The sequence below is a fragment of the Klebsiella sp. R445 genome (assembly GCF_051131755.1).
Taxonomy (GTDB): Bacteria; Pseudomonadota; Gammaproteobacteria; order Enterobacterales; family Enterobacteriaceae; genus Klebsiella; species Klebsiella lignicola.
Genome location: NZ_CP180446.1, coordinates 4850504 through 4876051, shown reverse-complemented (window position 1 = coordinate 4876051; position 25548 = coordinate 4850504). Strand labels below are relative to the sequence as shown.

Here is a 25548-nt window from a genome sequence, read left to right as displayed (position 1 = left end):
TAGAGGCATTAATCGTTTTGCGCCGTCTGCGCGCCACCTTTCAGCATCGCATCCGCCATCTGGGCTTCACGCTGCTTTTTGTAGCTCAGCGCGGAGGCCGGTACCGGCATCACCTTCCCGGTTTCAACCCACGTACGCAGGCGGCTGGCATCAGCAAAGTGGGTATATTTGCCGAAGGCATCCATAACCACCAGCGCCACCGGGCGCTGATTAATCACCGTGCGCATCACCAGGCAGTGGCCCGCGGCGTTGGTAAAGCCGGTTTTGGTCAGCTGGATATTCCAGTTGTCGCGATAGACCAGATGGTTGGTGTTGCGAAACGGCAGCGTATAGGCCGGATGGGCGAATGTCGCGGTATCTTCTTTGGTCGTACTCAGCTGACCAATCAACGGATACTGTTCGGTCGCAATCAGCAGTTTCGTCAGGTCACGGGCGGTCGAGACGTTATGGATCGACAGCCCCGTTGGCTCAACATAACGGGTATGGGTCATGCCCAGCGCCTGGGCCTTGGCGTTCATGGCGCGGATAAAGGCATCGTAGCCCCCAGGATAGTGGTGGGCAAGGCTCGCGGCGGCGCGGTTTTCTGAGGACATCAGCGCCAGCAGCAGCATATTGCGGCGGCTGATTTGGCTGTTCAGGCGCACGCGCGAATAGATACCTTTCATCTCTGGCGTATGGCTGATATCCACGGTCAGCAGTTCGTCTAACGGCAGATGCGCATCCAGCACCACCATCGCCGTCATCACTTTGGTAATGGACGCAATCGGTCGCACCAAATCAGGCTGGCTCTGGTAAACAATTTTTTTGCTGGCAAGATCAACGATCATCGCGCTACCGGAGGCAATATCCGGCTGCAAGGCCGTCGCGGCGGCGGGGGTTTTTGCAATCGCCTGGGGCGCAAAAGGCACAGCCAAGAGCAAGGTCAGGCTGAGCAAAGAAACTCGAAATTTCGGCATCATGATCATTCGTGAAAGTATTTTTGCACGTTATGAACGTACGCTGCGGCGCCGGGATGTGGGCGACGCTGGCAGGACCTATCATACCGTGCACTGGCGGGATCTGACTAATAAGAATCGTGAGCAAATGCTGCATTGCCGACATAAAAATCCATTTATGTCGGCAATATATTCAGCCGCTGGTCGTTTCTCGTTCACCAGCCAATTCGGTGGTTAGCGAGGATTAGAAGAGTCGGTAACCGTACCCCCAGAGGATCACGGTGATCGCCAGCAGCACCTCGAGCACCAGCACCCCGATCGCCAGGGTCGAGCTGGCAAAGCTCAGCCCCTCTTCTTTGTTGATGTTCAGGAAGGTCGGAATACCGAGGTACAGCAGGTAACCGGTGTAGAACAGGGCCACCGTACCCACCAGCGCACACAGCCAGACCAACGGATAGAGCGCCACCAGCCCGCTCATGAACAGCGGCGTCGCCACGTACCCGGCGAACACCATACAGCGTTTAAGCGACGGGCGTTGCGGATAGCTTCTCGCCATCCACCAGATGATCCTCCCCATCACCGCCACCCCAGCCAGCATTACGGCATAGAACACCACCGCCAGCGCCAGCCCCGTCAACAGCGACAGTTGTACCACGTTACCGTCGCCAAAATTCCAGCCAAGTTGCGTGGTACCAATAAACGCGCAAATCACCGGAACCGCAGCCATCACCAGCACATGGTGCGTATAGTGGTGCGAAATAGTCTCATTTTCGCTTTTGATGACGCTCATTTCCTGATTAGGATGAGCGAACAATCCCCAGACATGGTTCATAGCATCCCCCTTGTCACGGCTTCGTACAGCACTGATCCAAGTATAATTCACTCTGAGAGATTAGTTTGTGTACAGCTATAAAAATGCACTGCACCGCGTTTTAACTCGCAGGGTGTATGATTAACAGATTGATGAGAATGATCTTCCCTGCTTTGTGCTGCCTGACCGACCGAAAGCGGTCGAGCGCCATCCAGCCTGAAGCCAAAGCAACGATGGAGTTTTTCTGTGTATGGATATCAATAACCTGATCTCCCAATATGGCTACGCTGCGCTGATCGTCGGCAGCCTGGCGGAGGGTGAAACTATCACCCTGTTGGGCGGCGTCGTGGCGCATCAGGGATTGTTAAAATTTCCACTGGTGGTTCTCTCGGTCGCACTGGGCGGGATGATTGGCGATCAGCTGCTGTACCTGCTGGGCAGGCGATTTGGCGGTCGACTGCTGCGGCGTTTTTCACGCCACCAGGCGCGGATCCACAAAGCGCAGCGCATGATTCAGCGCCGCCCTTACCTGTTCGTGATTGGCACCCGTTTTATGTACGGTTTTCGGGTGATTGGCCCGCTATTGATCGGTGCCAGCCGCCTGCCGCCCAAAGTCTTTTTGCCGCTCAATATTCTCGGCGCGCTGGTCTGGGCCCTGCTGTTCACCACGCTGGGTTACCTGGGAGGCGAAGCGATAGGACCCTGGCTGCATCATCTTGATGGCCATCTGAAGCACGGGATCTGGCTGATTCTGGTGGTGGTCCTGGTGGCGGGCGCTCACTGGTGGTTCCGCCGCCGGGAAGCGAAAAAGAAGCCCTAACGGGTAACCCGTAAACAGCGACCGGGGTCTCCCCCGGCCGCGTTAGCTGTGGTATTAGCTAGATTTTAGTGGGGTCTGGTGATAGCCGCCGCCCAGCGCGGAGGTCAGCTGAATGCTGGCATCCAGCCACTGGCCATGCAGGCGCAGCGCCGTAATTCGCTCCTGCAACGCGGGGAGTCTGGCTAAGCTGACTCGCGACCCCGCCAGGATACCGGCCTCCATACGCGCCTGCGCCAGGTTCACCGTACGCTGAGCGTCTTTCTCAACCTGCTGCTGCTGCTGGTTCTTCTCCATCAGGGTCTCTACCTGGCTGGCGGTCTTCGCCACCTGATTGACCGCATCAACCACCGCTTTGTTGTACTTCGCCACCGACAAATTATTCTGCGCGCTGGCAATGTCGAGGTTGGCGTTGAGCCTGCCGCTATCAAAGATAGGCAACGTCAGTCCGGCGGAAAGCCCCATCTGCTGCGCAGAGTGGCGGAACAGATCGCTTAAGTGCAGCGCATCCTGTTGCAGGAAAGCCATCAGGTTGATGTCCGGATAGAACGCCGCTTTGGCGGCATCCACTTCGCTCAGTGAAGCTTCGATATACCAGTGCGCCTCCTGCAGATCCGGGCGCCGCGCCAGCAGTTCATAGCCCAGCTCCGTCGGCATTTGTGCGCTGACTTCCGGGAGGTTAGCCACTTTCAGATTCAGCGACTGGCTTTGACTGTTGGTCAAGGCCATCAGACGCGCTTCGATCTCTTTCATGCTGCCGGCAACGTCGGCCAACTGCTGATCGGTTTTGCTGACATTAATGTCGTTTTCAGCACCTTCAGCGGAGTTGGTGATCCCGCGCTGATACAGCGCCTGGTCGACGTTAACAATATTGTTTTGTTCGCTTTTAACCTGCTGCAGCACGCTCTTCACCGCCGCTTCGGTCTGCCACTGCCAGTAAAGTCGCGCCACGCTGCTGGCCAGCAGCTCACGGGTTTGCGCCTCTTCGGCGATTTGCGCTTTGACCTCACCAATGCGCGCTTTCACCAGCGCGCGGTTTTTACCCCACAGGTCCAGATCCCAGCCTGCGGTCAGGCCAAAGGTGCCGTTGGTGTACCAGGGACCGGTATTCCCGTCGGTATCGGTGGCAAACGGCCCCATCAGCCCTTCGGCCGACATTTTCTGTCGTTCAACGTTGGCGGAAAAATCCATCTCTGGCCCAAGATTGGCTTGCGACATGCGCGCCTGGGCTTCCGCCAGCTTGATGCGCTGCTCGGCAATCTGCATATCCGGGGCATTCGCCAGCGCACGCTGGATAAGGCTGTTCAACTGCGGGTCGTGGTATTCCTGCCACCAGTTACTTTGCGGCCAGCCATTTTTAACGGCGGCGGGGAGATCCATGGACACATGAGAGGCAGGTGTCTGCTGCTGCGGCGGATTGCCAATATCATGGGACGGCGCGCAGCCAGCCAGAGCGATGACCAGGGGAATCCCGGCCAACACGCTTTTTCTCAACGTTAGATTCATTAGACAGGTCAGATTACAAAAAAAGGTTGGTTATAATAAGTTAATTGAAACTGGCCCGTTTAGTAAAGCGTGTGACTAAAAACCAGGGTAATTAAAAATACACAAATAATTCATGGAGTGATTATGAGTCAGAATATTTATGATGATCCTGATTTTTTTGCAGGATATGCCACTCTCGACCGCTCGAAAAAAGGGCTCGACGGCGCGCCGGAATGGCCTGCCATTCAGCAGATGCTGCCCGCTTTAGCTGGCCTGCGAGTGGTGGATCTTGGCTGTGGCTACGGCTGGTTTTGCCGCTGGGCGCGTGAACAAGGCGCCACACAGATTACCGGGATCGATATTTCCAGCCGCATGCTTGACCGCGCTCGCGACATGGGCACGGCGGGCGACATTGATTACCGCTGCGAAGATCTGCAGACCCTCACTCTGCCCGCCGGCAGCTGCGAACTGGTCTACAGCTCGCTGGCGCTGCACTACCTTCCTGACGTCGCGCCTCTGTTCGCCACGATTTACCAGGCCCTGACGCCGGGTGGTACGCTGCTGTTCTCCGCCGAACACCCAATATACACCGCCCCGCTGCGCCAGGGCTGGCAGATGGACGACGTCGGTCAAAAGAACTGGCCGGTCAACCACTATCAGCAGGAGGGGGAGCGCATCAGCAACTGGTTTGCCGACGGCGTGAAGAAACAGCATCGTAAGCTGGCCAGCTGGATAAACCTGCTGGTCGCCGCCGGTTTTGTCATTGAACATCTTGATGAATGGGGACCGACGGCGGAGCAAATCGCCGCTCAGCCGGAACTGGAGGAAGAGCAGGAGCGACCTATGATCTTCCTGCTGCGCGCCCGTAAACCAGCATAAACACCCGGCGGCCCGGGAGTTCCGGGCCGCAACGGATGGCGAGGCTTAGCCTTTTAAGCTAGCACCGTGACTGCCAATCACTTCTTTGTACCAGTAGAAGCTGTTCTTTTTGCTCCGCGCCAGGGTGCCGTTCCCCTGGTCGTCGCGATCGACATAGATAAAGCCGTAGCGCTTGGACATCTCCGCTTTCGAGGCGCTCACCAGGTCGATAGGCCCCCAACTGGTAAAGCCCAGCAGCTCCACGCCATCGTCGATCGCTTCCCGCGCCTGCACCAGATGGTCGTTGAGGTAGCTGATGCGGTAATCGTCCTGAATCGAACCGTCCGCCTCAACTTTGTCTTTCGCGCCGAGGCCATTCTCCACAATAAACAGCGGCTTTTGATAGCGATCCCACAGCACGTTCAGCAGCGTCCGCAGGCCCAGCGGGTCAATCTGCCAGCCCCATTCGGAGCTGGCGAGATGCGGGTTCGGCACCATGCTGAGAATATTGCCGCGCGCTTTCTTATTCAGCTCTTCGTCGGCGGTGACGCAGCCGGTCATGTAGTAGCTAAAGGAGATGAAATCCACGGTGGATTTCAGGGCCTCACGGTCGGCATCGGTGATGTTAATCGTCATCCCCTGGTCGCGGAAATAGCGCAGCATATAGCCCGGATAGCTTCCGCGGCACTGCACATCGCCGAAGAACTGCCAGCTGCGGTTCTGCTGCAAGGTTTCAAACACATCCTCCGGCTTACAGCTTAACGGGTACATTAAGCCGCCGAGCAGCATATTGCCGATTTTGCCCTCGGGGACAATCTCATGGCAGGCTTTGACCGCCAGGGCGCTCGCCACCAGCTGATGGTGGATCGCCTGATAAACCGCTTCCTTGCTGCTGCCTTCCGGCAGGCCGACGCCGGTCATCGGCGCATGGAGCGACATATTGATTTCGTTAAAGGTCAGCCACAGTTTGACCTGGTCTTTGTAACGGGCAAACACCGTGCGGGCGTAACGTTCAAAGAAGCCGATCACCTCGCGGCTGCCCCAGCCGCCGTAGTTTTTCACCAGCGCCCACGGCATTTCATAGTGCGATAAGGTGACCAGCGGAGTGATATTGTGTTGCGCCATTTCGGCAAACAGCCGGTCGTAAAACGCCAGCCCGGCTTCATTAGGCTCGGCATTGTCGCCGTCGGGGAAAATACGCGTCCAGGCAATCGACACCCGCAGGCAGTTGAACCCCATCTCGGCGAACAGGCTGATATCTTCCGGATAGCGATGATAGAAATCGATCGCGATATCTTTGATCCCGCTGTCGCCCGGCACGCGCTCAACAACCTCGCCAAAGACACCGTGCGGCTGGACGTCCGAGGTGGATAATCCTTTGCCCTCTTCCAGATAAGCGCCTTCTACCTGATTGGCAGCGGTCGCACCGCCCCATAAGAAGGTCTGTGGAAATGTCTTCATCTTTCTCTCCTGTGATTAAGGGATGACGGACAACAGCGGCTGGCCGGCATCGACCACGCTGGTGGAAACGATCTCGACGCTACGATAATCGTCGCTGTTGCTGATAATAATGGGAGTCGCCAGGTCATAACCGGCGTCCAGAATAGCCTGACGATCGAATTCGAGCAGCAGATCGCCGGCCTTCACCCGGTCGCCTTCTTTAACGTGGGCGGTAAAGGGCGCGCCATCGAGCTTCACGGTGTCGATACCAACGTGGATCAACAGTTCAATGCCGCTATCGCTGAGCAGACCTATCGCGTGTTTGGTCTGGAACAGTGACGCCACCTCCCCGGAGAACGGCGCAATCACCTTGCCGACGGCGGGAATAATCGCCACGCCCTGCCCCAGCAGGCCGCTGGCGAAGGTGCTATCGGGAACCTGATCCAGCGCCAGCGCGGTGCCGGACATCGGTGCGAGGATCGCGTTTTCCGCAACAGGACCAATCGGCACGCCAGCAGGCTCGGTGCGGCTCCCCGGCAGGCCTGCGACAAAGGTCAGCACGCAGGAGATAACCAGCGCCGCAACAATACCGACCACCCCGCCCCAGACGGTGGCATCGATGCCCTGCGGTGGGATCATCTGCGCGAGGGTGAAAATATTGGCAAAGCCAAAGGAGTAGACGTGGCTGTCGCTCAGGCCGACAATCGCCCCGCCGATGGCACCGGCCACGCAGCCAAAGATAAACGGACGGCGCAGCGGCAGGTTCAGGCCATAAATCGCCGGTTCGGTAATCCCAAAGATCCCGGCGGAAACCGCAGATCCCGCCAGCACTTTTTGCCGGGCATCACGGGTGCGCAGGAAGATCCCCAGCGCCGCGCCAACCTGCCCCATCACCGCCGGCAGCAGCATCGGCAGCATCGAGTCCTGGCCCAGTACCGTCAGGTTGTTAATCATCAGCGGTATCAGCCCCCAGTGCAGGCCGAAAATCACGCAGACCTGCCACAGCGCGCCCATGGCGGCCCCCGCCAGCCACGGCGCCACGGTGTAGATAATCTGGTAGCCGTGGGCCAGCAGCTGGCTTAACCAGGTGGCCACCGGGCCGATAACCAGGAAGGTCAGCGGCACCACTACCACCAGGCAAATCAGCGGCGTAAAGAAGTTTTTCATTGCCGACGGCAGCAACGCGTTGCCTTTACGCTCCAGCCAACAGCTTAACCACGAGGCGAGGATAATCGGGATCACCGAGGAACTGTAGTTGATAAAGGTCACCGGGATGCCGAGAAAATAGCTCGCTTCAGCGCCGGGCAGCTGAGCGCCTTCAAAGGCCTGGATCATCAGCGGATGGGTCAGCGCACCACCGATCACCATGGTAATAAACGGATTGCCGCCGAATTTTTTACCGGCGGTATAGCCGAGAAACAGCGGGAAGAAAAAGAACAGCGCGTCGCTGGCGGCGAACCAGATTTTGTAGGTTGCCTGCTGCGGCACCAACCAACCGCAAACCACCGCCAACGCCAGCAGCCCTTTGAGGATCCCCGATGCCGCCAGTACGCCGATAAACGGTGTGAAGATGGCGGAAACCACATCAATCACCTGGCCCAGTACCGAGGTTTTCTCTCCAGTATCTGCCACTGGCTCGCTATCATCGGTGAGGCCCGCTTCGTTGCGTACCGCCTGCCAGACATCGTGGACGTGGTTGCCAATCACCACCTGGAACTGGCCGCCGCTTTCCACCACCATAATCACGCCAGGGTTAGTCTTCAGCCCTTCCGCGTCGGCCTTTTTGTTCTCTTTGAGTTTAAAGCGCAGTCGTGTGGCGCAGTGAACCAGACTCACAATATTCTCTTTGCCGCCAACCCGGCTCAGAATATCCTGCGCGAGTGCTTTGTATTCCATGCTGTTTTCCTTTCTTCCGCTGCCTGCCGGCAGCAGTGACTGAGTATAAAAATAAAAAAAACCCGAGAACCACGCCGGGAAAGGCGTCGCGCTCAGGTTTTGCCTGCGTTATGCAGTAACAATCCAGTTTTATCCCCTTCATCCTTCAAGTTGCCTGGGTGTTGGCTGCACCCGCTCACCCAGCCACTTACCTGTGTAAGCTCCTGGGGATTTACGGCTTTGCCGCCGACAAGCAACTCGAATTATTTTGGGTATCGTTAGAAGGGTTCAGCGCCCTTCTTTTCTCACTCGCTCGATATGGATGGCGAGAAACATAATTTCTTCCGTCGTCAGCGCTCGCTGGTAGCTTTTCTGCAGATGACGGGCCACGGTTTCCGCACATTTCCACGCTTTGGCGTAGTTTTCTTTTACCGCGCTGTGCAACGTGACGTCATCATCTTCCACCACCGTGCGCGTCAGCATGCGCTGGGCGAAAAACTTCAGGTGGGTGACAAAGCGCTGGTAGCTCAGCGACTCCTGGTCATAATTTAGCTGGAGCTGATATTTCACCAGCTGCAGGATCTCCTGCATCACCCGCGTCACGTGCATTACTTCCGGCATTTCGCTGTTGAGTTGCGCGGTGACCAGGTGCAGGGCAATAAAGCCCGCTTCATCTTCCGCCAGCTCCACCCCGAGCCGCCGGGCGATAATGGCGCGGGCCTCCTGCCCAAGCTCAAACTCTTTCGGGTAGAGCCGCTTAATTTCCCACAGCAGCACGTTGCGCAGCGCCACCCCATTTTTTTGCCGCTCGATGGCAAAATGACAGTGGTCGGTCAACGTGATGTACAGGCTTTCCTGCAGTTTCCCCAACCGCCCGCGCGCCAGTTCAATAATCCGGTCGCAGGTGGTCATGACTTCTAACGGTATCTGACTGAGTAATTCGCCTAAGCGTCCCACCAGTTCATCACTGTGCAGCGCGAAGACTTTTTCAATTTTACTTTCATCCAGAGTGTCACCGACGCGCTTTTGAAAGGCCAACCCGCGCCCCATCACTACCTGCTCGCGTCGCTGCTCGTCCAGAATAACCACCACATTATTATTAAGAACTTTGGCGATTTGCATATGAACCCCAAAAACAAAAAAACCTGACCCCCGACAAATGCCAGAAATCAGGTTTTGCCTGCCGCAGCAGTAGCAATCCAACTCCCGCACTGTAACAACTTCTTTGTTTGTCTCAACTAACGAAACAAAAAAACGTGATACAGATCGCGACTAAATGCCCGTCGCCCGGCCGGCTGTCAGAAAGTCACCACCGTTTTCCACTCGATGACCCAGGCATCCTGAGTCTGGGCGACGCCGCCCGGGCGATGCCAGTACTGCAGGCCAGGCTGAAGTTCGAGCCATGAAAGCGGACGCAGGCGATAGTACAGTTCGGCATTCACCGAATGACCGGCCACCGGCTGGTAGTTTGCATCGTAGTAATCCGTGGCGCCGCTGACCTCGTTCATGTACTGCTGGTTGCGGGCGTAGTGGCTGCTCATATCAATGTAGGTGACGCCAAAGCCTAACCAGTCCTGCGGACGGGCGTCAAACAGCCCACGATAGCGCATAGAAGCGGCGGCGGTGGTATGAATGTAGTTGCTGCGCTGGTCACCGAACCCGGCGCTGAGCGAGACGCTCATCCCGCGGTTGGGATCGTCGGCATGACGGGTTACCTGCTGGTTCATCCCGGTATAAAGGAACCAGGTGCGGTTATGCTGGGCGTATCCTTCGGGATCGCTGGCCCCTGGACCGCCGGATTTTCCGGTATAGAGATCGCTTTGCGGTGCGTTGGTGAACAACACCCCGAGGTTATAGGCGCCGGAAAGTCCGTTGATCACCGGACGCGCTTCAATCTCGACCGGCAGCAAAATGCCTTTACTGCCTTTGGTTGACCAGCTCCACGCGTGGCTGCGGGAAGAGGCCTCTGGATTTTGCTCCATGATGCCGCCTTTCAGCGTTAATTCCGGCGTCAGTTTATATTCCAGCGTCGTCCCCCAGGTGTGGACGTTCCAGTTGTTCCACGTCATTGAGTTTGCCGACTTGCCGCCACACTGCATCAGGGTCTGGAAATCACAGGGGATTATCTGATCGAAGGTCTGGACTTTGTTCATCATACCGATACGCCAGGTCAGGCGGCGGTCATCAAAACTACGGGCAAAGGTCAGCCAGCCAAGGCGGGTAATCGACTGTCCGCCCCAGCTCTCCTGAGTCAGGTCGTTAAAATTGACCCGCGGATCCTGCAGCCGTTTGGTCGTCAGATCGTCGTTATGATTGCGGTTAACAATATTGCCTTCGATACGCGCATCGGGAATCCCGGTCCAGCGCTCGAGGTCCTGGGTAAAGGTCAATGCCACCTGATCGATATAGGCCAGATGTTTATCATGGTTATATCCGCCACCGGCGTTATAGCCCATTTCATTCAGGTAGCCGAGATTATAATTAAATCCGTTATCTTCGAGGATGGGCCGAATGCCCAACATATCACCAAGTAAACCGGTTTGTGGTTTTTCAAAACCTAATACCGTGCCGTTCCATTTTTCTGTTTCTGCTGCCAGCGCCCCTGGCGCCCACAGTGAAAATGTCATCACCAACAGCAGAGGATTTATTTTATTGTTGTGCATAACGATATCCATTGTGACTGAGTAAAGGTAATAGCGGTCCGCAGGCAATAAATTCGCCCGTTATTCATGTTCTTTTTTTATTTTCTGCAAAAGGTGTCCGTCAGTCATAAAACTGCCTGATTGATGAACCCAGAATAAAAATAACCCGTTGTTTTATATAGCCATTAATTTCTCTCAAGAATAAAAAGCAAAAAAAAACCTAAGCACTCCCGCCACGCATGGCGTAAGTGCTTAGGTTTTGCCTGTTATCAGTAGCAACCCTGAATATTAGAACCCAACAATATCACTCTGTTGAGGAAATGCCCATCAACAGAAAGTCCTTAAGTAATAAAGTGTGAGCAGATTAACAATCCAACCTAATAGCGGGCAATCGCGGTGGCGATTTCTGCGGATGTTTTGAGGGTGCGAATTTCATTAAACAGCACCAGCGCTTCGCTATATTCTTTGCGTAAATAACTGAGCCACTGTTTGATGCGCGCCACATGATACAGCCCGGTATCCCCCTGCTTTTCCAGCTGGGTATATTTTTGCAGCAGCGTTACCACCTGCGGCCACGGCATCCGCGGCTCGTTATATTTGATGACCCGGCTTAAATTCGGCACGTTAAGCGCCCCGCGGCCAATCATCACCGAATCACAACCGGTTGCCGCCAGGCAATCCTGGGCGCTTTGCCAGTCCCAGATTTCACCGTTCGCGACCACCGGGATGGTCAGACGCTGGCGGATCTCACCGATAGCCGCCCAGTTGATCCGTTCGGCTTTATAGGCGTCTTCTTTGGTACGCCCGTGCACGACAAGCTCCGTCGCACCGGCCTGCTGTACCGCATCGGCAATTTCAAACTGCCGGGCGCCGCTGTCCCAGCCGAGGCGAATTTTCACCGTCACCGGCAAATCGTCCGGCACCGCTTCACGCATCGCCTTTGCGCCGCGATAAATCAGTTCCGGGTCTTTAAGTAGCGTCGCCCCGCCGCCGCTGCCGTTCACCAGCTTAGACGGGCAACCGCAGTTAAGATCGACGCCCCAGGATCCCAGCTCCACCGCCCGCGCGGCATTTTCTGCCAGCCACTGCGGATACTGCCCAAGCAGCTGAACGCGTACGCGAGTACCGGAGGGCGTGCGGCTGTGGTGGTGTAGCTCCGGGCACAGCCTGTAAAACGATTTTACCGGCAGCAGCTGATCCACCACCCGCAAAAACTCGGTGATGCAGAGATCGTAATCATTCACTTCGGTCAGCAACTCGCGCACCAGCGAATCGAGCACGCCTTCCATCGGCGCCAGTAAAACACGCATTATTGTTACCCGGGGGGAAAAAAGAGGCGCTATGGTAGCGTCTCTGTTCGTCGGTTGAAAGCAATCAATGTGTGAAGCGCTACGCTTACCGGGACGCGAGGTGGTCCCGGGACCACACGCGCTCAATAACGGTGTTATGCTACCTCTGGCACTGTGCCGTTTCACGGCGATGCCATCGCCATGTTTGCCATCTCATGGAAGGTTCCATTGCGCTATCCCAGGTATGCGTATAATTCATGATGTGATCGGTAGCACATTTCAAGGTTTAATTGTATGATGAATTCGGTTCATCAAGGGTTATTACCATGAGTAAATCGCTGAATATTATCTGGCAGTACCTACGGGCTTTTGTCCTGATTTACGCCTGTTTATACGCCGGGATTTTTATTGCTTCCCTGCTGCCGATTACCATTCCGGGCAGCATTATCGGGATGCTGATTTTGTTTGTGCTGCTGGCGCTGCAAATTATGCCGCCCAAATGGGTCAACCCCGGCTGTAACGTGTTGATTCGCTATATGGCGCTGCTGTTTGTGCCTATCGGCGTCGGCGTCATGCAGTACTGGGATTTACTGCGTGCTCAGCTTGGTCCGGTGGCGGTTTCTTGCACCATCAGTACCTTAGTGGTTTTCCTGGTGGTGAGCTGGAGCTCTCACCTGGTCCACGGCGAGCGTAAAGTGGTCGGTCAAAAAGAGGAAGTCAAAGATGATGCATGAAATCTGGTGGTCTTTGCCACTGACGCTGATCGTTTTTTTCCTCGCCCGCAAACTGGCCGCACGCTTTAAATTCCCGCTGCTGAACCCCCTGCTGGTGGCAATGGTGGTGATTATCCCCTTTCTGCTGATCAGCGGTATTTCCTACGATCGCTATTTTCAGGGCAGCAAGATCCTCAACGATCTGCTGCAGCCTGCGGTCGTCGCGCTGGCCTTTCCTTTATATGAGCAGCTGCACCAGATCCGTGCCCGCTGGAAATCCATCATTACCATCTGCTTTATCGGCAGCGTCGTCGCCATGGTAACGGGGACAACCGTCGCTCTGCTGATGGGGGCCACGCCACAAATCGCCGCCTCTATTATGCCTAAATCAGTGACCACGCCGATTGCCATGGCGGTCAGCGGCAGTATCGGCGGTATTCCGGCCATTAGTGCAGTGTGCGTGATTTTCGTCGGTATTCTCGGGGCGGTCTTTGGCCATACCCTGCTGAACCTGATGCGCATCCGGACTAAAGCCTCCCGTGGTCTGTCGATGGGTACCGCCTCGCATGCCCTCGGCACCGCCCGTTGCGCAGAACTGGACTATCAGGAAGGGGCATTCAGCTCGCTGGCGTTGGTGCTGTGTGGGATTATTACCTCCCTGGTCGCCCCCTTCTTGTTCCCGGTCATTCTGGCAGTAGTCGGATAAATGTGATTTACATCACACCTATCAGTGCAACAATTAAAAGTTGCACTAACAATGAGATATTAGTCACATATACGGGCGATTGACGCCCGTACACTAGATTCCCATTACATTGTTAAGAGGCTACGCCATGCACCCACGTTTTCAAGCTGCGCTTCCCCTTCTGGCGGCAGATCTGCAAGCGGCCATCGCCCCGATGCTGAGCGACCCGCATTTTCCGGCTTTGCTGGATGCCGGTCAGGTCGCGACGCTGCGAAATGCGACAGGTCTGGATGAAGACGCGCTGGCTTTCGCGCTGTTGCCGCTTGCGGCGGCCTGCGCCCGTGCCGATCTGTCTCATTTTAACGTTGGCGCTATCGCCCGCGGTATCAGCGGCACCTGGTATTTCGGCGGCAATATGGAATTCCTCGGCGCTACCATGCAGCAAACCGTCCATGCCGAACAGAGCGCCATCAGCCACGCCTGGCTGCGCGGTGAAAAATCCCTGCAGGCCATTACCGTTAACTACACCCCTTGCGGCCACTGCCGTCAGTTTATGAATGAACTGAACAGCAGCCAGCTGCTGCGGATTCATCTGCCGGGCCGCGAAGCGCATTCGCTCCAGCACTATCTGCCGGATGCCTTCGGTCCGAAGGATCTGGAGATCAAAACGCTGCTGATGGATGAACAAGATCACGGTTTCCCGCTGGTGGGTGATGCGCTGGTGCAGGCGGCGATTCAGGCGGCCAACGCCTGCCATATGCCTTACAGCAACTCCCCGTCTGGGGTGGCGCTAGAGTTGAAAGACGGGACCATTTTTTCCGGTCGCTATGCGGAAAACGCCGCCTTTAACCCGACGCTGCCGCCACTGCAGGGCGCCCTGAATCTGCTGAGCCTTAACGGATACGACTATCCGGATATTCAGCGCGCGGTGCTGGCCGAAAAAGCCGACGCACCGCTGATTCAGTGGGATGCCACCGCGGCAACGCTGAAAGCACTAGGCTGTTACAGCATTGACCGGGTACTGCTCGGCTAAATAGCGTGTTATGCGGGCTTTTTAGCCCGCATTGTTGAAAAACCCCGCAATTAAACGATGGTTTCTTGCGCTTGCCCGACGGGTAAAGTAGCCTGATGTTTCCCTTATCCACATGAGCCCGGTGAATGTTAAAGCGTGTGTTATACAGCCTGTTAGTCCTGTTCGGCCTGCTGCTGTTGACCGTGCTGGGTCTTGACCGTTGGATGAGCTGGAAAACCGCCCCCTATATTTATGACGAGCTGCAGGATCTGCCCTATCGCCAGGTTGGGGTGGTGCTCGGCACCGCGAAATACTACCGCACCGGGGTTATCAATCAATATTATCGCTACCGGATTCAGGGCGCACTCAACGCCTATAACAGCGGCAAGGTCAACTATCTGCTGCTGAGCGGCGACAATGCACTACAGAGCTACAACGAGCCGATGACCATGCGCCGGGATTTGATTAAAGGCGGCGTTGACCCGGCGGATATCGTCCTCGATTACGCCGGATTCCGCACCCTCGACTCGATTGTGCGCACCCGGAAAGTGTTTGATACCAACGACTTTATTATCATCACCCAGCGCTTCCACTGCGAGCGGGCACTGTTTATCGCCCTGCATATGGGGATTCAGGCCCAGTGCTATGCGGTGCCGTCGCCGAAAGATATGTGGAGCGTGCGTTTGCGTGAGTTTGGCGCCCGGTTCGGCGCGCTGGCGGATCTCTATATTTTCAAACGCGAACCGCGTTTTTTAGGGCCGCTGATCCCGATCCCTACCCTGCAGGAAGTGCCTGAGGGCGCTCAGTCCTATCCGGCCGTTACGCCAGAGCAGTTGCTGGAGTTACAAAAGTCAAAGTAACGCCCCGCTGGTATAATCGCTAAATTCAACCGCCCGGTTACCGCCAGGATGCCTGGCCTCATACAGCGCTTTATCCGCCTCATCGACCATTTTTTGATAATCAGGATGGCCGCGATAATAGCTCACGCCAAATGAAGCGCTGAGGAGAGGAATTTCTCCGCGTAGGGGTCCTCAAGCATAATGCTATAAAATTGCTCCGCGGTTTTTTCATCGACAATGCTTTGTAATTTAAAAAAAACCGAGGAAAAGAGAATTATTGCCCCGGGTTTATTTATCTAATTTTGGACTTTAGTTCAGCGGCGCTTACGAGTGAAACAAAAAAGCCCGCGCGGTTGGCGCGGGCGATTTCACTGCGGAATATTATTTCTTACGCGCGTATTTCAGGGAATCCAGCGCGACGGCGAAGATAATAATCGCCCCTTTAATAATATACTGCCAGTAAGGGTTTACGCCGATATAGGTCAGGCCGTAGTTGATTACCGTAAAGATGATAACCCCGGTCACCACCCCAAACACGGTACCCACACCACCGCTGAACGATACGCCACCGACCACGCAGGCCGCGATGGCATCCAGTTCGTACATAAAGCCGAGGTTGTTGGTCGCCGAGCCGATACGCCCCGCTTCCAGCAGACCACCGAAAGCATAGAACACGCCGGACAGCGCATAAATCACCAGCAGGTTCAGCGCGACGTTGACGCCAGAGACTTTGGCAGCTTCCGGGTTACCGCCGATAGCAAAGATGTTTTTACCAAAGCGGGTTTTATTCCACAGGATCCACACGAAGAACACCGCAATCAAGGCGTAGAACGTGATGTACGACAGGCGGAAGGTCCCCAGTGCCACAAACCCCTGGGCAAACTGCGAGAAGTGGCTGTCAAAACCGGAGATCGGCGAGGCGCCCACAAAATCGTAGTACAGGGAGTTAATACCATAAACGATGATCATCGTACCGAGCGTGGTAATAAACGGCGTCACGTTCAGGTAAGCAATGATAATACCGTTAATCAGGCCGATAATGGCACCAATCGCGCAGACCAGCAGGATCACCAGCGGAATCGGCATGGTTGCCATATCCGGGAACACCTTGTTGGCATTATCGACGGCCTGCAGCATGGTGGCAGCAATAACCGCCGCCAGGCCCACCTGACGTCCGGCAGACAGGTCAGTCCCCTGGGTAACAATCAGCCCGGCCACGCCGAGGGCGATAATAATACGCACCGAGGACTGGGTCAGGATGTTACTGAGGTTCAGCAAACTTAAAAACGTAGGGTCCTGGAAAATAATAATGGCCAGCAAAACCAAAAGAACAACGTAAATCCCACCGTCTTTCAGGTAGGTGAGAAAACTTTTTTTATTTAACGCGCTCATGAGAAGCCCCTGCTCTTAAAGATGCAACGACGCAAGACGTAAAATCTCGTTTTGCGTAGTAGTTTTTGTCTCAACAATGCCGGCGACAAGACCATTGCTCATCACCAGAATACGGTCGGTAATACCCAGCAGCTCCGGCATCTCGGAGGAGATAATGATGATCCCTTTCTCTTTCTTCGCCAGCTCAGCAATCAGCTGGTAAATCTCGAATTTCGCGCCAACATCGATTCCGCGCGTGGGTTCATCAAGCATTAAAATTTCCGGCTGGGTTAATAGCCAGCGTCCAATAATGACTTTCTGCTGGTTACCGCCGGACAATGAACCAATTTGCGTATGCTGGCCGGGGGTTTTCACCCGCATCGAATCAATTACCCACTGGGTATCGCTTTTCATGCGCGAATTGTCCAGTAAGCCAACCCTGTTTTTATATTTCTTAATATTGGAGATCAGTGAGTTAAAACCGATATCCAGGTACGCGTAAATCCCGGTGGAGCGCCGCTCTTCGGTGACCAGGGCAAAGCCGTGGTTAATCGCTTCATTGGCGCTATGGTTATTTATTTTCTTACCGTGCAGCGTAATGGTGCCGCCCGATTTCTCGCGGATACCGAAAATGGTCTCCACAATATCGGTACGCTTGGCTCCCACCAGCCCGGCAATGCCGAGGATTTCGCCTTTGTGCAGGTCGAAAGAGATGTCGCGAATCGACGGCTGGCGCAGCGACGTCAGGTTGCGGACTTCAAGGATCACCTCACCCGGTTTGTTTTCACGGTCCGGGAAGCGCTGGTTAAGGGAACGCCCAACCATCATGGCGATGATCTTGTCCATATCCAGGCCTTCAAGCGGCTGGGTGGCAATCCACTGACCGTCGCGCAGAACGGTAATCTCATCGCACAGCTGGAAAATTTCTTCCATCTTATGCGAGATATAGACAATGCCGCAGCCGCGTTCTTTCAGCTTACGGATGATCTTAAACAGGTGATTGACCTCTTTCTCCGTCAGCGACGAAGTCGGCTCGTCCATAATGACGATTTTCGCGTCATAGGAGAACGCCTTAGCGATTTCAATCATCTGCATCTGCGATACTGACAGCGTACCGACGCGCGCGCGCGGGTCGATATCGATATCCAGTTCATCAAAGATCCCTTTGGTATCGCGATACATTTTATCCTGATCGACAAACACGCCTTTGGTGGGATAACGCCCCAGCCACATGTTGTCCATCACGGTACGTTGCAATACCAGGTTTAATTCCTGATGCACCATTGAAATACCGTTTTCCAGGGCTTCTTTCGCCGAATGGAAATCGATCTCTTTACCCTGAAAAAGAATACTGCCGGAATCTTTTTGATAGATCCCAAAAAGGCATTTTAATAATGTTGATTTGCCCGCACCGTTCTCTCCCATTAATGCATGAATAGAATGAGGACGGACTTTCAGATTGACATTATCGAGCGCCTTGACGCCAGGAAACGATTTGTTGATGTTGCTCATTTCCAACAAAAATTCGCCTGACCGTTCGCTATTATTGCTGACCATAGTTATACCTGGCTGCGTTCATGCACACCCTAACCGACGAATGAACGCCGAAGTCAGGATCTGGTTCTGTATCAGGAATAATCGGGCGGGAATACCCGGAGTCTTTCTGCTTGCAGCAACATTAACTGTCCTGCCGCCTAAGTACTCCGGATAATAATCCGCGCCCGTAACTCAATAATTATTTACCGGTAAACTGGCTCAGATTGTCTTTATCTACGCCAACGTAAGGAACGCGGACGATTTTATTCTCAATCTTCCAGTTGGTGCCTGCCGCCGGTTCTTTCCCGTCAGCCAGGTTTTTCGCCAGATCGAAGGTCGCTTTAGCCTGGTTGTTGGCATCGTTCAGCACGGTACCGGCCATTGCACCGGATTTAACCAGCGACAGCGCTTCAGGCAGGGCATCGACGCCGAACACCGGAATGCTGCTCTTGTTGTGTGCTTTCAGCGCTTCAACAGCACCCATCGCCATGGCGTCGTTGTTAGCAATAACGACTTCAATTTTGTTGGCGTTCGGGCCAGACAGCCATGCGTCCATCTTGTCTTTTGCCTGCGCGGTATCCCACATCGCCGTGTCTAACGCCAGCTGCTGAGTTTTGAAGCCTTTGTCGTTCAGCTCTTTAATCACGTAGGTGGTACGTGCTTCAGCATCCGGATGTCCTGGCTCGCCTTTCAGCAGCACAAACTGAATCTGACCATCTTTGTTGAGATCCCAGTTCGGGTTTGCTTTCCAGTGTTTGGCAATCAGGTCACCCTGAATTACGCCGGACTCTTTTGAATCGGTCCCGACGTAATAAGCTTTATCATAGCTATCCAGCGCTTTGCGGGACGGCTCTTTGTTAAAGAACACCACCGGCACGTTCTGACCACGTGCTTTATCGATAACGGTACCCGCAGCCGCCGGGTCCACCAGGTTGATGGCCAGCGCTTTCACCCCTTTCGCCAACAGGACGTCAATCTGATCGTTCTGTTTTGACTGGTCGTTCTGCGAGTCATTCATCAGCAGCTGCACGTCCGGCGCTGATTTGCCGTCTTTTTCGATAGCCTTACGCACCACCGACATAAAGTTGTCGTCATATTTATAAATGGTTACGCCGATGCGGGTATCAGCTGCGTGCGCCGCGGCGCCAAATAACATGCTCGCCATAACAGCAGACAGGGTTAACACCTTCTTATTCATGGAATCTCCGGTTTTTTTTATGCAGGGTCGTTGGTGTGAAAATAGCGGGCGGCATCTGTTACATAAAAGTTACCGCACAACCATGTTCACGACTGTAATTCTGTCTTCCATGTAGGGTAACGCTCCAGAAATACGACTTTATTACGCGTTTAACGCCTTTTTCCTACGGTAAAAGTGATTAGTCACCGTGATAGAGTGGTTCAGACTAGTAAACGCGGCCATCATAATCAGTTGAATGTTAATATACTGTGAATTTACTCACAGATTGAAAGCGGTTACATAACGCCGCATCATCAGTTAGTGATCGGCCCCGCACTTTGCCGTTGCAGCACGGAATGACGACGCACCAGCGTTGGCATAAAGCAGTGACGCGCCTCATGATCCAGCTTGCCGGCCGCCCCCAGCAACGCCAGCTCCGTAGCCAGTTTTGCCATCGACATCACCGGGTAACGCACCGTGGTCAGCTGCGGGTCGGTGTAACGCGAAATCGGGATATCATCGAAGCCAATGAGTGACAGATGCTGCGGTACCGCAATGCCGTTATCTTTCAGCGTCGTCAGCGCCCCGGCAGCCATGCTGTCGTTATAGGCAAAGACGGCCGTCAGGCCTAAATTACGCCCCAGCAGTTCGACCATTGCCGCTTCCCCGCCCTGCATATCCGGCGTTCCTGAGCCGACCCAGCTGTCCGGCGCGATAATGTTTTGCTCCTGCAACGCCTTAAACCACCCTTCCCGGCGCATATAGTCATCTTCAATGCCGTGGTTTGAAGAGAGGTAGCCGATGCGTTGATGACCATGATTGAGCAGCATTCGCGTAGCCATCAGCGCGCCGCTGACGTTATCCAGTCCGACGCAGCGATGGGCGTAGCCGGGCACGATGCGGTTGATCAGCACCATCCCCGGAATATGCTCCATAAAGTCGCCTAGTTCGGCATCGCTCAGGGCTTTGGAGTGAACAATCAGGGCGGAACAGCGCTGACGGATCAGGACTTCAATGGCATGACGCTCTTTTTCCGCCTCATGGTAGCTGTTGCCGATCAGCACATATTTTTGATGCTGCTGCGCGACGGTATCCACCGCTTTGACCAGCGCGCCGAAGAAGGCATCCGAGACGTCCATCACCACTACGCCGATGGTATCGCTGACCTGCGTCGCCAGCGCCTGGGCGTTGGCATTCGGCCGATAGCCCAGCTGCGTTACCGCTTTCATTACATTTTCCCGTGTATCCGGGCTCACCAGCGCGCTGTTGTTCAGCACACGTGAGACGGTCGCCACGGAAACACCCGCCTGACGGGCGACATCACGAATGGTGATCATGCTCACCGACCTTAAGAAAATTGTAAGACGCCACACCCACCTCCTGTGTTCAGCAAGGTGGCTATTCTGGCAGCGACCTGCGGCCCACTACGTGAGTGATGTCACAAGCCTGGAAACGGTTACATCCGTTTTGTTAATGATTGTGATCGAGATCGTTATCTGGATGTGTTTTTCGATGAGGTGCCTGACGCACGAAGTGTTAGCTGACGCCACAACCATTCCACCGGCCCCTGGCGGAAATAGCGCAGCCACATTAGCGAGAAGGTTATATTGATAGCCCACACCGGCAGCACCAGGGCTAACAGGTGCAAGCGGTCAAACTGCATAAACAGGCCAAAGCGGTAGAAAATGGTGGTACAGATCAGCGTCTGTAGCAGGTAGTTGCTTAACGCCATCCGCCCGACGCAGGCTATCGCCCCCACCAGCCGGAACTGACACAACCGTGGCCAGAAGCCCCACGCCAGCGCAGCATACCCGATGGTTTGTAACGGGGCGCCCAGCTCACGCGGTGCCTGTAACAGGAACGCACACCAGCGCGGATCCCAGCCGAGATGCCACTGGGCAACAATAGCAGGGATATTTACCGCCATGCCGGCCACAATCAGCAATGCACCGGTGCGCCGGTAGTGGCTGAGGCTAAACTGCCCTTTTAACCAGCCACTGCGCATCAATGCCGCGCCCATCAGCATCATCCCCGCGAGCTGCCAGCCATATTGCGCCCCCAGCGCCAGCAGGTTATCGGAAAGCAGATCGGCACGATTGCTCACCGCTTCCATCCCGCCGTTGAGCTTCCAGTATTGCTCATACTGTAAATTCGCCGCATCAGGCACCCATGAGCGGTTTGGCGCACCGCCGGAAATCAGTCCCAGCAGCACCAGCACCGCAACGCCAATCAGGTACAGCACAACGCCGGTATTAAACAGCGATTTGAGGTGATGGGCATCGCGCACCATTCGCCAGGTCACCAGCCCGACTAAGGCATAGGCCAGCAGGATGTCGCCATCCCAGAAAAACAGGCCGTGGATAAAGCCCAGCAGCGCCAGCAGCGTCAAACGCGACTGGATCCAACGTTTGCCGCGCGGCAGCAGCATCTGTAGCCCGGCACCAAACAGCAAGGCAAACAGCGTCAGAAATTTGACCTGCGCAAACAGATCGAGGATCGCCCAGGTCCAGGCATCGCTTGAGGTGAAAGTCCCGGACCAGGCCGGATTGAGATAAGCCGCCTTCGGCAGGCCGAAGGCGTTGATATTCAGGAGCAGGATACCGAGGATGGCCACGCCGCGCACAAAATCCAGCGTGACATTTCTCTCCATGTAACCTGCCCTTTGATTAGTTGTGATGGCGAACGGCGCGCAGGAACTCCTGGCGAGTGTTCTGGCTGGATTTAAACAGACCGCCCAACGAGGTGGTGGTGGTGGCGCTGGTTGCATCACGGATGCCACGCGCTTTGACGCAGTAATGCACTGCATCAATCGATACCGCCACGTTGTTGGTGCCAAGCAGGGTCTGCAGCGCGGTTAAAATCTGCTGGGTCAGACGTTCCTGAACCTGCGGGCGCTGCGAGAAGAACTGCACGATACGGTTAATTTTCGACAGACCAATCACCGAGTCTTTCGGAATATAGGCAACCGTCGCTTTACCGTCGATGGTGACAAAGTGGTGTTCGCAGGTGCTGGTCAGCGTAATATCACGCACGGTGACCATTTCATCGACCTGCATTTTATTTTCAATAACGGTGATTTTTGGGAACCTGGCATAATCCAGACCGGAAAAAATCTCGTCAACGTACATTTTGGCAATGCGTCGTGGGGTTTCCACCAGGCTGTCATCGGTCAGATCAAGATTCAGCAGCTGCATAATCTCGGTCATGTGTCCGGCTATCAGGCGCTTGCGCGTTTCATTATCAAGTTCTTTTACTGGCGGACGCAACGGCGTCTCCAGCCCACGAGCGACCAGCGCTTCATGAACGAGTATGGCTTCTTTACTCAGTGCTGACATTTAGGTTCTCCTGCAGGTGTCGCGCTCTTTGCTCTATGAGGGCAAAGTTTGCATCCATTGTGCGTGAGGTGACGCACATAATCCAGTAGCCGAAACGTTAATTGTTGAAATTTGCGTTAGCTATCAGCCAGCACAGGCATGTTGGCTAAAAGTTGCATTAATGATGCAATATCTTGCTGAAAGGAGAAAGTGAAAGTTGCTCACGGGCACATGAAATATCTGTATTATGGCCTGTCACGCGCACTTATCTTCCTGAGGAGCCCGGCATGGAATTGCTTGAAGAGCACCGCTGTTACGAAGGCCGGCAGCAACGCTGGCGGCACGACTCCAGCACCCTGAATGTTCCAATGACCTTCAGCATCTTTTTACCCCCATCACAGACAGAAACCGCACCGCCGGTGCTGTACTGGCTGTCAGGGTTAACCTGTAATGATGAAAACTTCACGACCAAGGCCGGCGCTCAGCGAATCGCCGCCGAGCTGGGCATTGTCCTGGTGATGCCGGATACCAGCCCGCGCGGCGATAACGTCGCTGACGATAGCGGCTGGGATCTTGGTAAAGGTGCCGGCTTTTATCTTAACGCGACCGAAGCCCCGTGGTCCGAACATTACCGCATGTATGACTACGTGCGCGACGAACTGCCCGCGCTGATTCACTCGCAGTTTAACGTCGGCGAGCGCTGCGCGATCAGCGGCCATTCCATGGGCGGCCACGGCGCGCTGATCATGGCGCTGAAAAACCCGGGCCGTTTTGTCAGCGTGTCCGCTTTCGCCCCTATCGTGAACCCGACGCAGGTTCCGTGGGGACAAAAAGCCTTCAGCGCGTACCTGGGTGCCGATACTTCGGCATGGCAGGCGTGGGACAGCTGTGCATTGCTGCAGGCAAGCCAGGCCACCGACGCCATCCCGACCTTAATTGATCAGGGTGATGGCGATACCTTCCTGGCAGTACAGCTTCAGCCAGCGGTGCTGGCAGAGGTCGCGCGCCAGAAAGCGTGGCCGTTAACCCTGAGGATCCAGCCGGGTTACGATCACAGCTACTATTTTATCGCGTCGTTTATCGAAGACCATTTACGCTTCCACGCCCGCTATCTGCTGGGCTGACGTACCGCCTGTGCGCCTCGCGGCGCACCGGCTCTCGCCACCGCAGCTTCGCGCCTATCCCTGTAGACTCTTATTCAAGAACCACCATTTCTTTCTTCTTAGAAAGCAATATTTTAATAAAGTCGACGTAAGAAACCGGTTTAAAGAAATAGTACCCCTGCAATAAGGTGACATTTTTCCCGTTGAGATAATTGAGCTGCTCCTGCGTCTCGACACCTTCCGCGACAATCCGTAAGGAGAGCTTGCGCGCCATTTCCAGCACGCAATCCAGAAGCTTCGTCGATTCTTCAAGGTCGTTAACCCGCCCGACAAAACTCTTATCAATTTTGATGTAGTCAATATTCAAATCGTGCAGATAGGACAACCCGGAATACCCTGTGCCAAAATCATCCAGCGCAATGGAAAAACCGCGGGCGTGTAAGGTATTGAGATTGGCAATCAGTTGCTCATCCACATGCAACGGTTCGCGCTCGGTCACTTCGAGCACCAGTTTCAAATTTTGGTTGAGAAAACCATCCCGGTATTTCAGGCAATCCGCCATAAACAGCGGTGAGCTGATATGCGACGCGCTGAAGTTGATCCCAATATGAAAACCATCGGGCAGTTTCTCGCTAAGTTTGTTCATCTGCGAGACTACCTGAGTCATCAGGCTTTGGGTCAGGGGAATGATCAGCCCGGTTCGCTCCGCCAGCGGGATAAACGCCACCGGGGAAATAATCCCAATTTGCGGATGCTTCCAGCGGGCCAGCACCTCGACACCATAGATCGCCCCGGTTCGCCCGTTTACCACCGGCTGGTAGAACGGGACAATTTCGCCGTTGGCAATCGCTTTGCGCAGCGTATCTTCGGGGGTGGTGTATTTATTGGCGTACTTCAACAATAGCCACGCCAGTGCGCAAGAGACAAACAAAATAAAGACCAACAAACCCGCTCCTTGCTGAATCATGCGCTTCGCGCTAAAAAATGGCGGCAGGTTATATTCGATACCAAACGGAAAGTCGGCCGACTGAAACAAACCGGTAGTGGCCGCGCTGAGGCTGGCTTTTCTGACGTCCCCTGTATAGCCAATCGCCTTATCACCCACCACTAATGAAAACGCGGTATTTTGCACATTACTGTTCAGGGCATCACGAATATGGACGTCGCTGATGCTGATAATAATTTTGACGTTCCCGGAGATCTGCTGATAGACCAGCACCGGGCGGTTATTCATGGTGTTCATCGCCGCAATAAGCATTAACGGCTCTGGCGGTAAATAGTGAAGGCGGGAAAGCAGCACCCGGTTACCGGGGAGCGAGGAACACCATACTTTATCCCCTTTGATGATCAATAACGTTCTGAGGTGCGGCTTCAGCGCCGCCTCGGTGCCAAGCTGAAACTGCCCTTCCGGCGTACACCCTTTGAGGGCGACATCGCGCGCGGTGGTAGCTGCATCTCGCGCTTCATCCAGAAAGACGTTGATCTTTCTTGCTGTCTGATAGGCCGCGCTGGTGTTATTTATTCTGGCTAAATACCAGAGCTGCATATTTAAAATAAACACACCGACGCTAAAAAAAAGTACCGCAACCAAAGCCGGAAGTATGACGTTGCGCATTATTATTGTTCTCTATCAATAGCGATTCGAG

Annotated in this window: 22 protein-coding genes and 1 pseudogene; 7 read left to right on the top strand and 16 right to left on the bottom strand. The window is 54.8% G+C overall.

Annotated features, from left to right (window positions below; all coding sequences use genetic code 11):
* Positions 1–8 precede the first annotated feature (8 nt).
* Complete coding sequence (gene pbpG / locus ACMYSN_RS23000) at positions 9–959, bottom strand: D-alanyl-D-alanine endopeptidase (protein WP_462496288.1); 951 nt, start codon at positions 957–959, stop codon at positions 9–11.
* Between the two features lie 220 nt (positions 960–1179).
* On the bottom strand, positions 1180–1767 hold the full coding sequence (locus ACMYSN_RS22995; protein ID WP_123755133.1) for a Yip1 family protein: 588 nt from the start codon (positions 1765–1767) through the stop codon (positions 1180–1182).
* A 229-nt stretch (positions 1768–1996) separates the two neighbouring features.
* On the opposite strand from ACMYSN_RS22995, the gene ACMYSN_RS22990 reads away from it, so the two are divergent.
* The gene (locus ACMYSN_RS22990; protein WP_462496287.1) at positions 1997–2566 is read left to right on the top strand and encodes a DedA family protein; all 570 of its coding nucleotides are present in this window, start codon (positions 1997–1999) and stop codon (positions 2564–2566) included.
* A gap of 54 nt (positions 2567–2620) precedes the next feature.
* Here ACMYSN_RS22990 and mdtQ read toward each other — a convergent pair whose 3' ends face one another.
* Entirely contained in the window at positions 2621–4069 is a 1449-nt protein-coding gene (mdtQ, locus tag ACMYSN_RS22985; RefSeq protein WP_462496286.1) for a multidrug resistance outer membrane protein MdtQ, read from the bottom strand.
* Positions 4070–4192: 123 nt separating this feature from the next.
* On the opposite strand from mdtQ, the gene ACMYSN_RS22980 reads away from it, so the two are divergent.
* Entirely contained in the window at positions 4193–4927 is a 735-nt protein-coding gene (locus ACMYSN_RS22980) for a class I SAM-dependent methyltransferase (RefSeq protein WP_462496285.1), read from the top strand.
* Positions 4928–4972: 45 nt separating this feature from the next.
* Here ACMYSN_RS22980 and ACMYSN_RS22975 read toward each other — a convergent pair whose 3' ends face one another.
* From ACMYSN_RS22975 to dusC, 5 genes and pseudogenes are all read right to left on the bottom strand, one after another.
* Positions 4973–6367: a glycoside hydrolase family 1 protein gene (locus ACMYSN_RS22975; RefSeq protein WP_462496284.1), complete on the bottom strand. Its 1395-nt coding sequence runs from the start codon at positions 6365–6367 to the stop codon at positions 4973–4975.
* Positions 6368–6382: 15 nt separating this feature from the next.
* Positions 6383–8354, bottom strand: a pseudogene (gene bglF, locus ACMYSN_RS22970) (PTS beta-glucoside transporter subunit IIABC).
* A gap of 155 nt (positions 8355–8509) precedes the next feature.
* Positions 8510–9343, bottom strand: coding sequence for a Bg1G family transcriptional antiterminator (gene bglG / locus ACMYSN_RS22965; protein WP_462496283.1), 834 nt, complete (start codon positions 9341–9343; stop codon positions 8510–8512).
* Positions 9344–9519: 176 nt separating this feature from the next.
* A complete protein-coding gene (locus tag ACMYSN_RS22960; protein WP_462496282.1) occupies positions 9520–10884 on the bottom strand; it encodes a carbohydrate porin in 1365 nt (454 codons plus the stop codon).
* Between the two features lie 356 nt (positions 10885–11240).
* Complete coding sequence (gene dusC / locus ACMYSN_RS22955) at positions 11241–12173, bottom strand: tRNA dihydrouridine(16) synthase DusC (protein WP_123755141.1); 933 nt, start codon at positions 12171–12173, stop codon at positions 11241–11243.
* A gap of 305 nt (positions 12174–12478) precedes the next feature.
* Here dusC and ACMYSN_RS22950 point away from each other — a divergent pair, with 305 nt between their 5' ends.
* The 4 genes from ACMYSN_RS22950 (at position 12479) to sanA (ending at position 15422) form a co-directional block, all read left to right on the top strand.
* The gene (locus ACMYSN_RS22950) at positions 12479–12886 is read left to right on the top strand and encodes a CidA/LrgA family protein (RefSeq protein ID WP_123755142.1); all 408 of its coding nucleotides are present in this window, start codon (positions 12479–12481) and stop codon (positions 12884–12886) included.
* Complete coding sequence (locus tag ACMYSN_RS22945; RefSeq protein ID WP_434583861.1) at positions 12876–13571, top strand: CidB/LrgB family autolysis modulator; 696 nt, start codon at positions 12876–12878, stop codon at positions 13569–13571. Before ACMYSN_RS22950 ends, ACMYSN_RS22945 begins: the two co-directional genes overlap by 11 nt.
* A gap of 127 nt (positions 13572–13698) precedes the next feature.
* Positions 13699–14583: a cytidine deaminase gene (gene cdd, locus ACMYSN_RS22940; protein WP_462496281.1), complete on the top strand. Its 885-nt coding sequence runs from the start codon at positions 13699–13701 to the stop codon at positions 14581–14583.
* Positions 14584–14708: 125 nt separating this feature from the next.
* Complete coding sequence (gene sanA / locus ACMYSN_RS22935; protein ID WP_123755145.1) at positions 14709–15422, top strand: outer membrane permeability protein SanA; 714 nt, start codon at positions 14709–14711, stop codon at positions 15420–15422.
* Here sanA and ACMYSN_RS22930 read toward each other — a convergent pair.
* The 7 genes from ACMYSN_RS22930 to folE form a co-directional block, all read right to left on the bottom strand.
* A complete protein-coding gene (locus tag ACMYSN_RS22930; RefSeq protein ID WP_462496280.1) occupies positions 15414–15548 on the bottom strand; it encodes a nucleotidyl cyclase domain-containing protein in 135 nt (44 codons plus the stop codon). The genes sanA and ACMYSN_RS22930 overlap by 9 nt on opposite strands.
* Positions 15549–15782: 234 nt before the next feature.
* A complete protein-coding gene (mglC, locus tag ACMYSN_RS22925; protein WP_462496279.1) occupies positions 15783–16793 on the bottom strand; it encodes a galactose/methyl galactoside ABC transporter permease MglC in 1011 nt (336 codons plus the stop codon).
* A 15-nt stretch (positions 16794–16808) separates the two neighbouring features.
* The gene (gene mglA / locus ACMYSN_RS22920) at positions 16809–18329 is read right to left on the bottom strand and encodes a galactose/methyl galactoside ABC transporter ATP-binding protein MglA (protein ID WP_123755148.1); all 1521 of its coding nucleotides are present in this window, start codon (positions 18327–18329) and stop codon (positions 16809–16811) included.
* A 178-nt stretch (positions 18330–18507) separates the two neighbouring features.
* A complete protein-coding gene (mglB, locus tag ACMYSN_RS22915) occupies positions 18508–19506 on the bottom strand; it encodes a galactose ABC transporter substrate-binding protein (protein WP_462496278.1) in 999 nt (332 codons plus the stop codon).
* A gap of 293 nt (positions 19507–19799) precedes the next feature.
* Positions 19800–20822: an HTH-type transcriptional regulator GalS gene (galS, locus tag ACMYSN_RS22910; RefSeq protein WP_462496277.1), complete on the bottom strand. Its 1023-nt coding sequence runs from the start codon at positions 20820–20822 to the stop codon at positions 19800–19802.
* Between the two features lie 155 nt (positions 20823–20977).
* Positions 20978–22135 carry a DUF418 family protein gene (yeiB, locus tag ACMYSN_RS22905; protein WP_462496276.1) on the bottom strand — a complete coding sequence of 386 codons (1158 nt, stop codon included), beginning with the start codon at positions 22133–22135 and terminating at the stop codon, positions 20978–20980.
* Positions 22136–22151: 16 nt separating this feature from the next.
* A complete protein-coding gene (folE, locus tag ACMYSN_RS22900; RefSeq protein WP_462496275.1) occupies positions 22152–22820 on the bottom strand; it encodes a tunnelling fold family protein in 669 nt (222 codons plus the stop codon).
* 266 nt (positions 22821–23086) lie between these two features.
* Between folE and fghA the strand changes: the two genes are divergently transcribed.
* On the top strand, positions 23087–23923 hold the full coding sequence (gene fghA, locus ACMYSN_RS22895) for an alpha/beta hydrolase family protein (RefSeq protein WP_462496274.1): 837 nt from the start codon (positions 23087–23089) through the stop codon (positions 23921–23923).
* A gap of 70 nt (positions 23924–23993) precedes the next feature.
* Here the strand turns inward: fghA and ACMYSN_RS22890 are convergent, their stop codons facing one another.
* Positions 23994–25517 carry an EAL domain-containing protein gene (locus ACMYSN_RS22890; protein ID WP_462496273.1) on the bottom strand — a complete coding sequence of 508 codons (1524 nt, stop codon included), beginning with the start codon at positions 25515–25517 and terminating at the stop codon, positions 23994–23996.
* Between the last annotated feature and the right edge of the window lie 31 nt (positions 25518–25548).

Excerpts from the sequence above, each read along its gene's own strand:
- yeiB (WP_462496276.1), bottom strand. The coding sequence starts at position 22,135 with ATGGAGAGAAATGTCACGCTGGATTTTGTGCGCGGCGTGGCCATCCTC.
- mglC (WP_462496279.1), bottom strand. The coding sequence starts at position 16,793 with ATGAGCGCGTTAAATAAAAAAAGTTTTCTCACCTACCTGAAAGACGGT.
- sanA (WP_123755145.1), top strand. The coding sequence starts at position 14,709 with ATGTTAAAGCGTGTGTTATACAGCCTGTTAGTCCTGTTCGGCCTGCTG.
- fghA (WP_462496274.1), top strand. The coding sequence starts at position 23,087 with ATGGAATTGCTTGAAGAGCACCGCTGTTACGAAGGCCGGCAGCAACGC.
- ACMYSN_RS22960 (WP_462496282.1), bottom strand. The coding sequence starts at position 10,884 with ATGCACAACAATAAAATAAATCCTCTGCTGTTGGTGATGACATTTTCA.
- galS (WP_462496277.1), bottom strand. The coding sequence starts at position 20,822 with ATGATCACCATTCGTGATGTCGCCCGTCAGGCGGGTGTTTCCGTGGCG.
- ACMYSN_RS22975 (WP_462496284.1), bottom strand. The coding sequence starts at position 6,367 with ATGAAGACATTTCCACAGACCTTCTTATGGGGCGGTGCGACCGCTGCC.
- ACMYSN_RS22945 (WP_434583861.1), top strand. The coding sequence starts at position 12,876 with ATGATGCATGAAATCTGGTGGTCTTTGCCACTGACGCTGATCGTTTTT.
- pbpG (WP_462496288.1), bottom strand. The coding sequence starts at position 959 with ATGATGCCGAAATTTCGAGTTTCTTTGCTCAGCCTGACCTTGCTCTTG.
- ACMYSN_RS22980 (WP_462496285.1), top strand. The coding sequence starts at position 4,193 with ATGAGTCAGAATATTTATGATGATCCTGATTTTTTTGCAGGATATGCC.
- bglG (WP_462496283.1), bottom strand. The coding sequence starts at position 9,343 with ATGCAAATCGCCAAAGTTCTTAATAATAATGTGGTGGTTATTCTGGAC.
- folE (WP_462496275.1), bottom strand. The coding sequence starts at position 22,820 with ATGTCAGCACTGAGTAAAGAAGCCATACTCGTTCATGAAGCGCTGGTC.
- dusC (WP_123755141.1), bottom strand. The coding sequence starts at position 12,173 with ATGCGTGTTTTACTGGCGCCGATGGAAGGCGTGCTCGATTCGCTGGTG.
- ACMYSN_RS22995 (WP_123755133.1), bottom strand. The coding sequence starts at position 1,767 with ATGAACCATGTCTGGGGATTGTTCGCTCATCCTAATCAGGAAATGAGC.
- mdtQ (WP_462496286.1), bottom strand. The coding sequence starts at position 4,069 with ATGAATCTAACGTTGAGAAAAAGCGTGTTGGCCGGGATTCCCCTGGTC.
- ACMYSN_RS22890 (WP_462496273.1), bottom strand. The coding sequence starts at position 25,517 with ATGCGCAACGTCATACTTCCGGCTTTGGTTGCGGTACTTTTTTTTAGC.
- mglA (WP_123755148.1), bottom strand. The coding sequence starts at position 18,329 with ATGGTCAGCAATAATAGCGAACGGTCAGGCGAATTTTTGTTGGAAATG.
- mglB (WP_462496278.1), bottom strand. The coding sequence starts at position 19,506 with ATGAATAAGAAGGTGTTAACCCTGTCTGCTGTTATGGCGAGCATGTTA.
- cdd (WP_462496281.1), top strand. The coding sequence starts at position 13,699 with ATGCACCCACGTTTTCAAGCTGCGCTTCCCCTTCTGGCGGCAGATCTG.
- ACMYSN_RS22990 (WP_462496287.1), top strand. The coding sequence starts at position 1,997 with ATGGATATCAATAACCTGATCTCCCAATATGGCTACGCTGCGCTGATC.
- ACMYSN_RS22950 (WP_123755142.1), top strand. The coding sequence starts at position 12,479 with ATGAGTAAATCGCTGAATATTATCTGGCAGTACCTACGGGCTTTTGTC.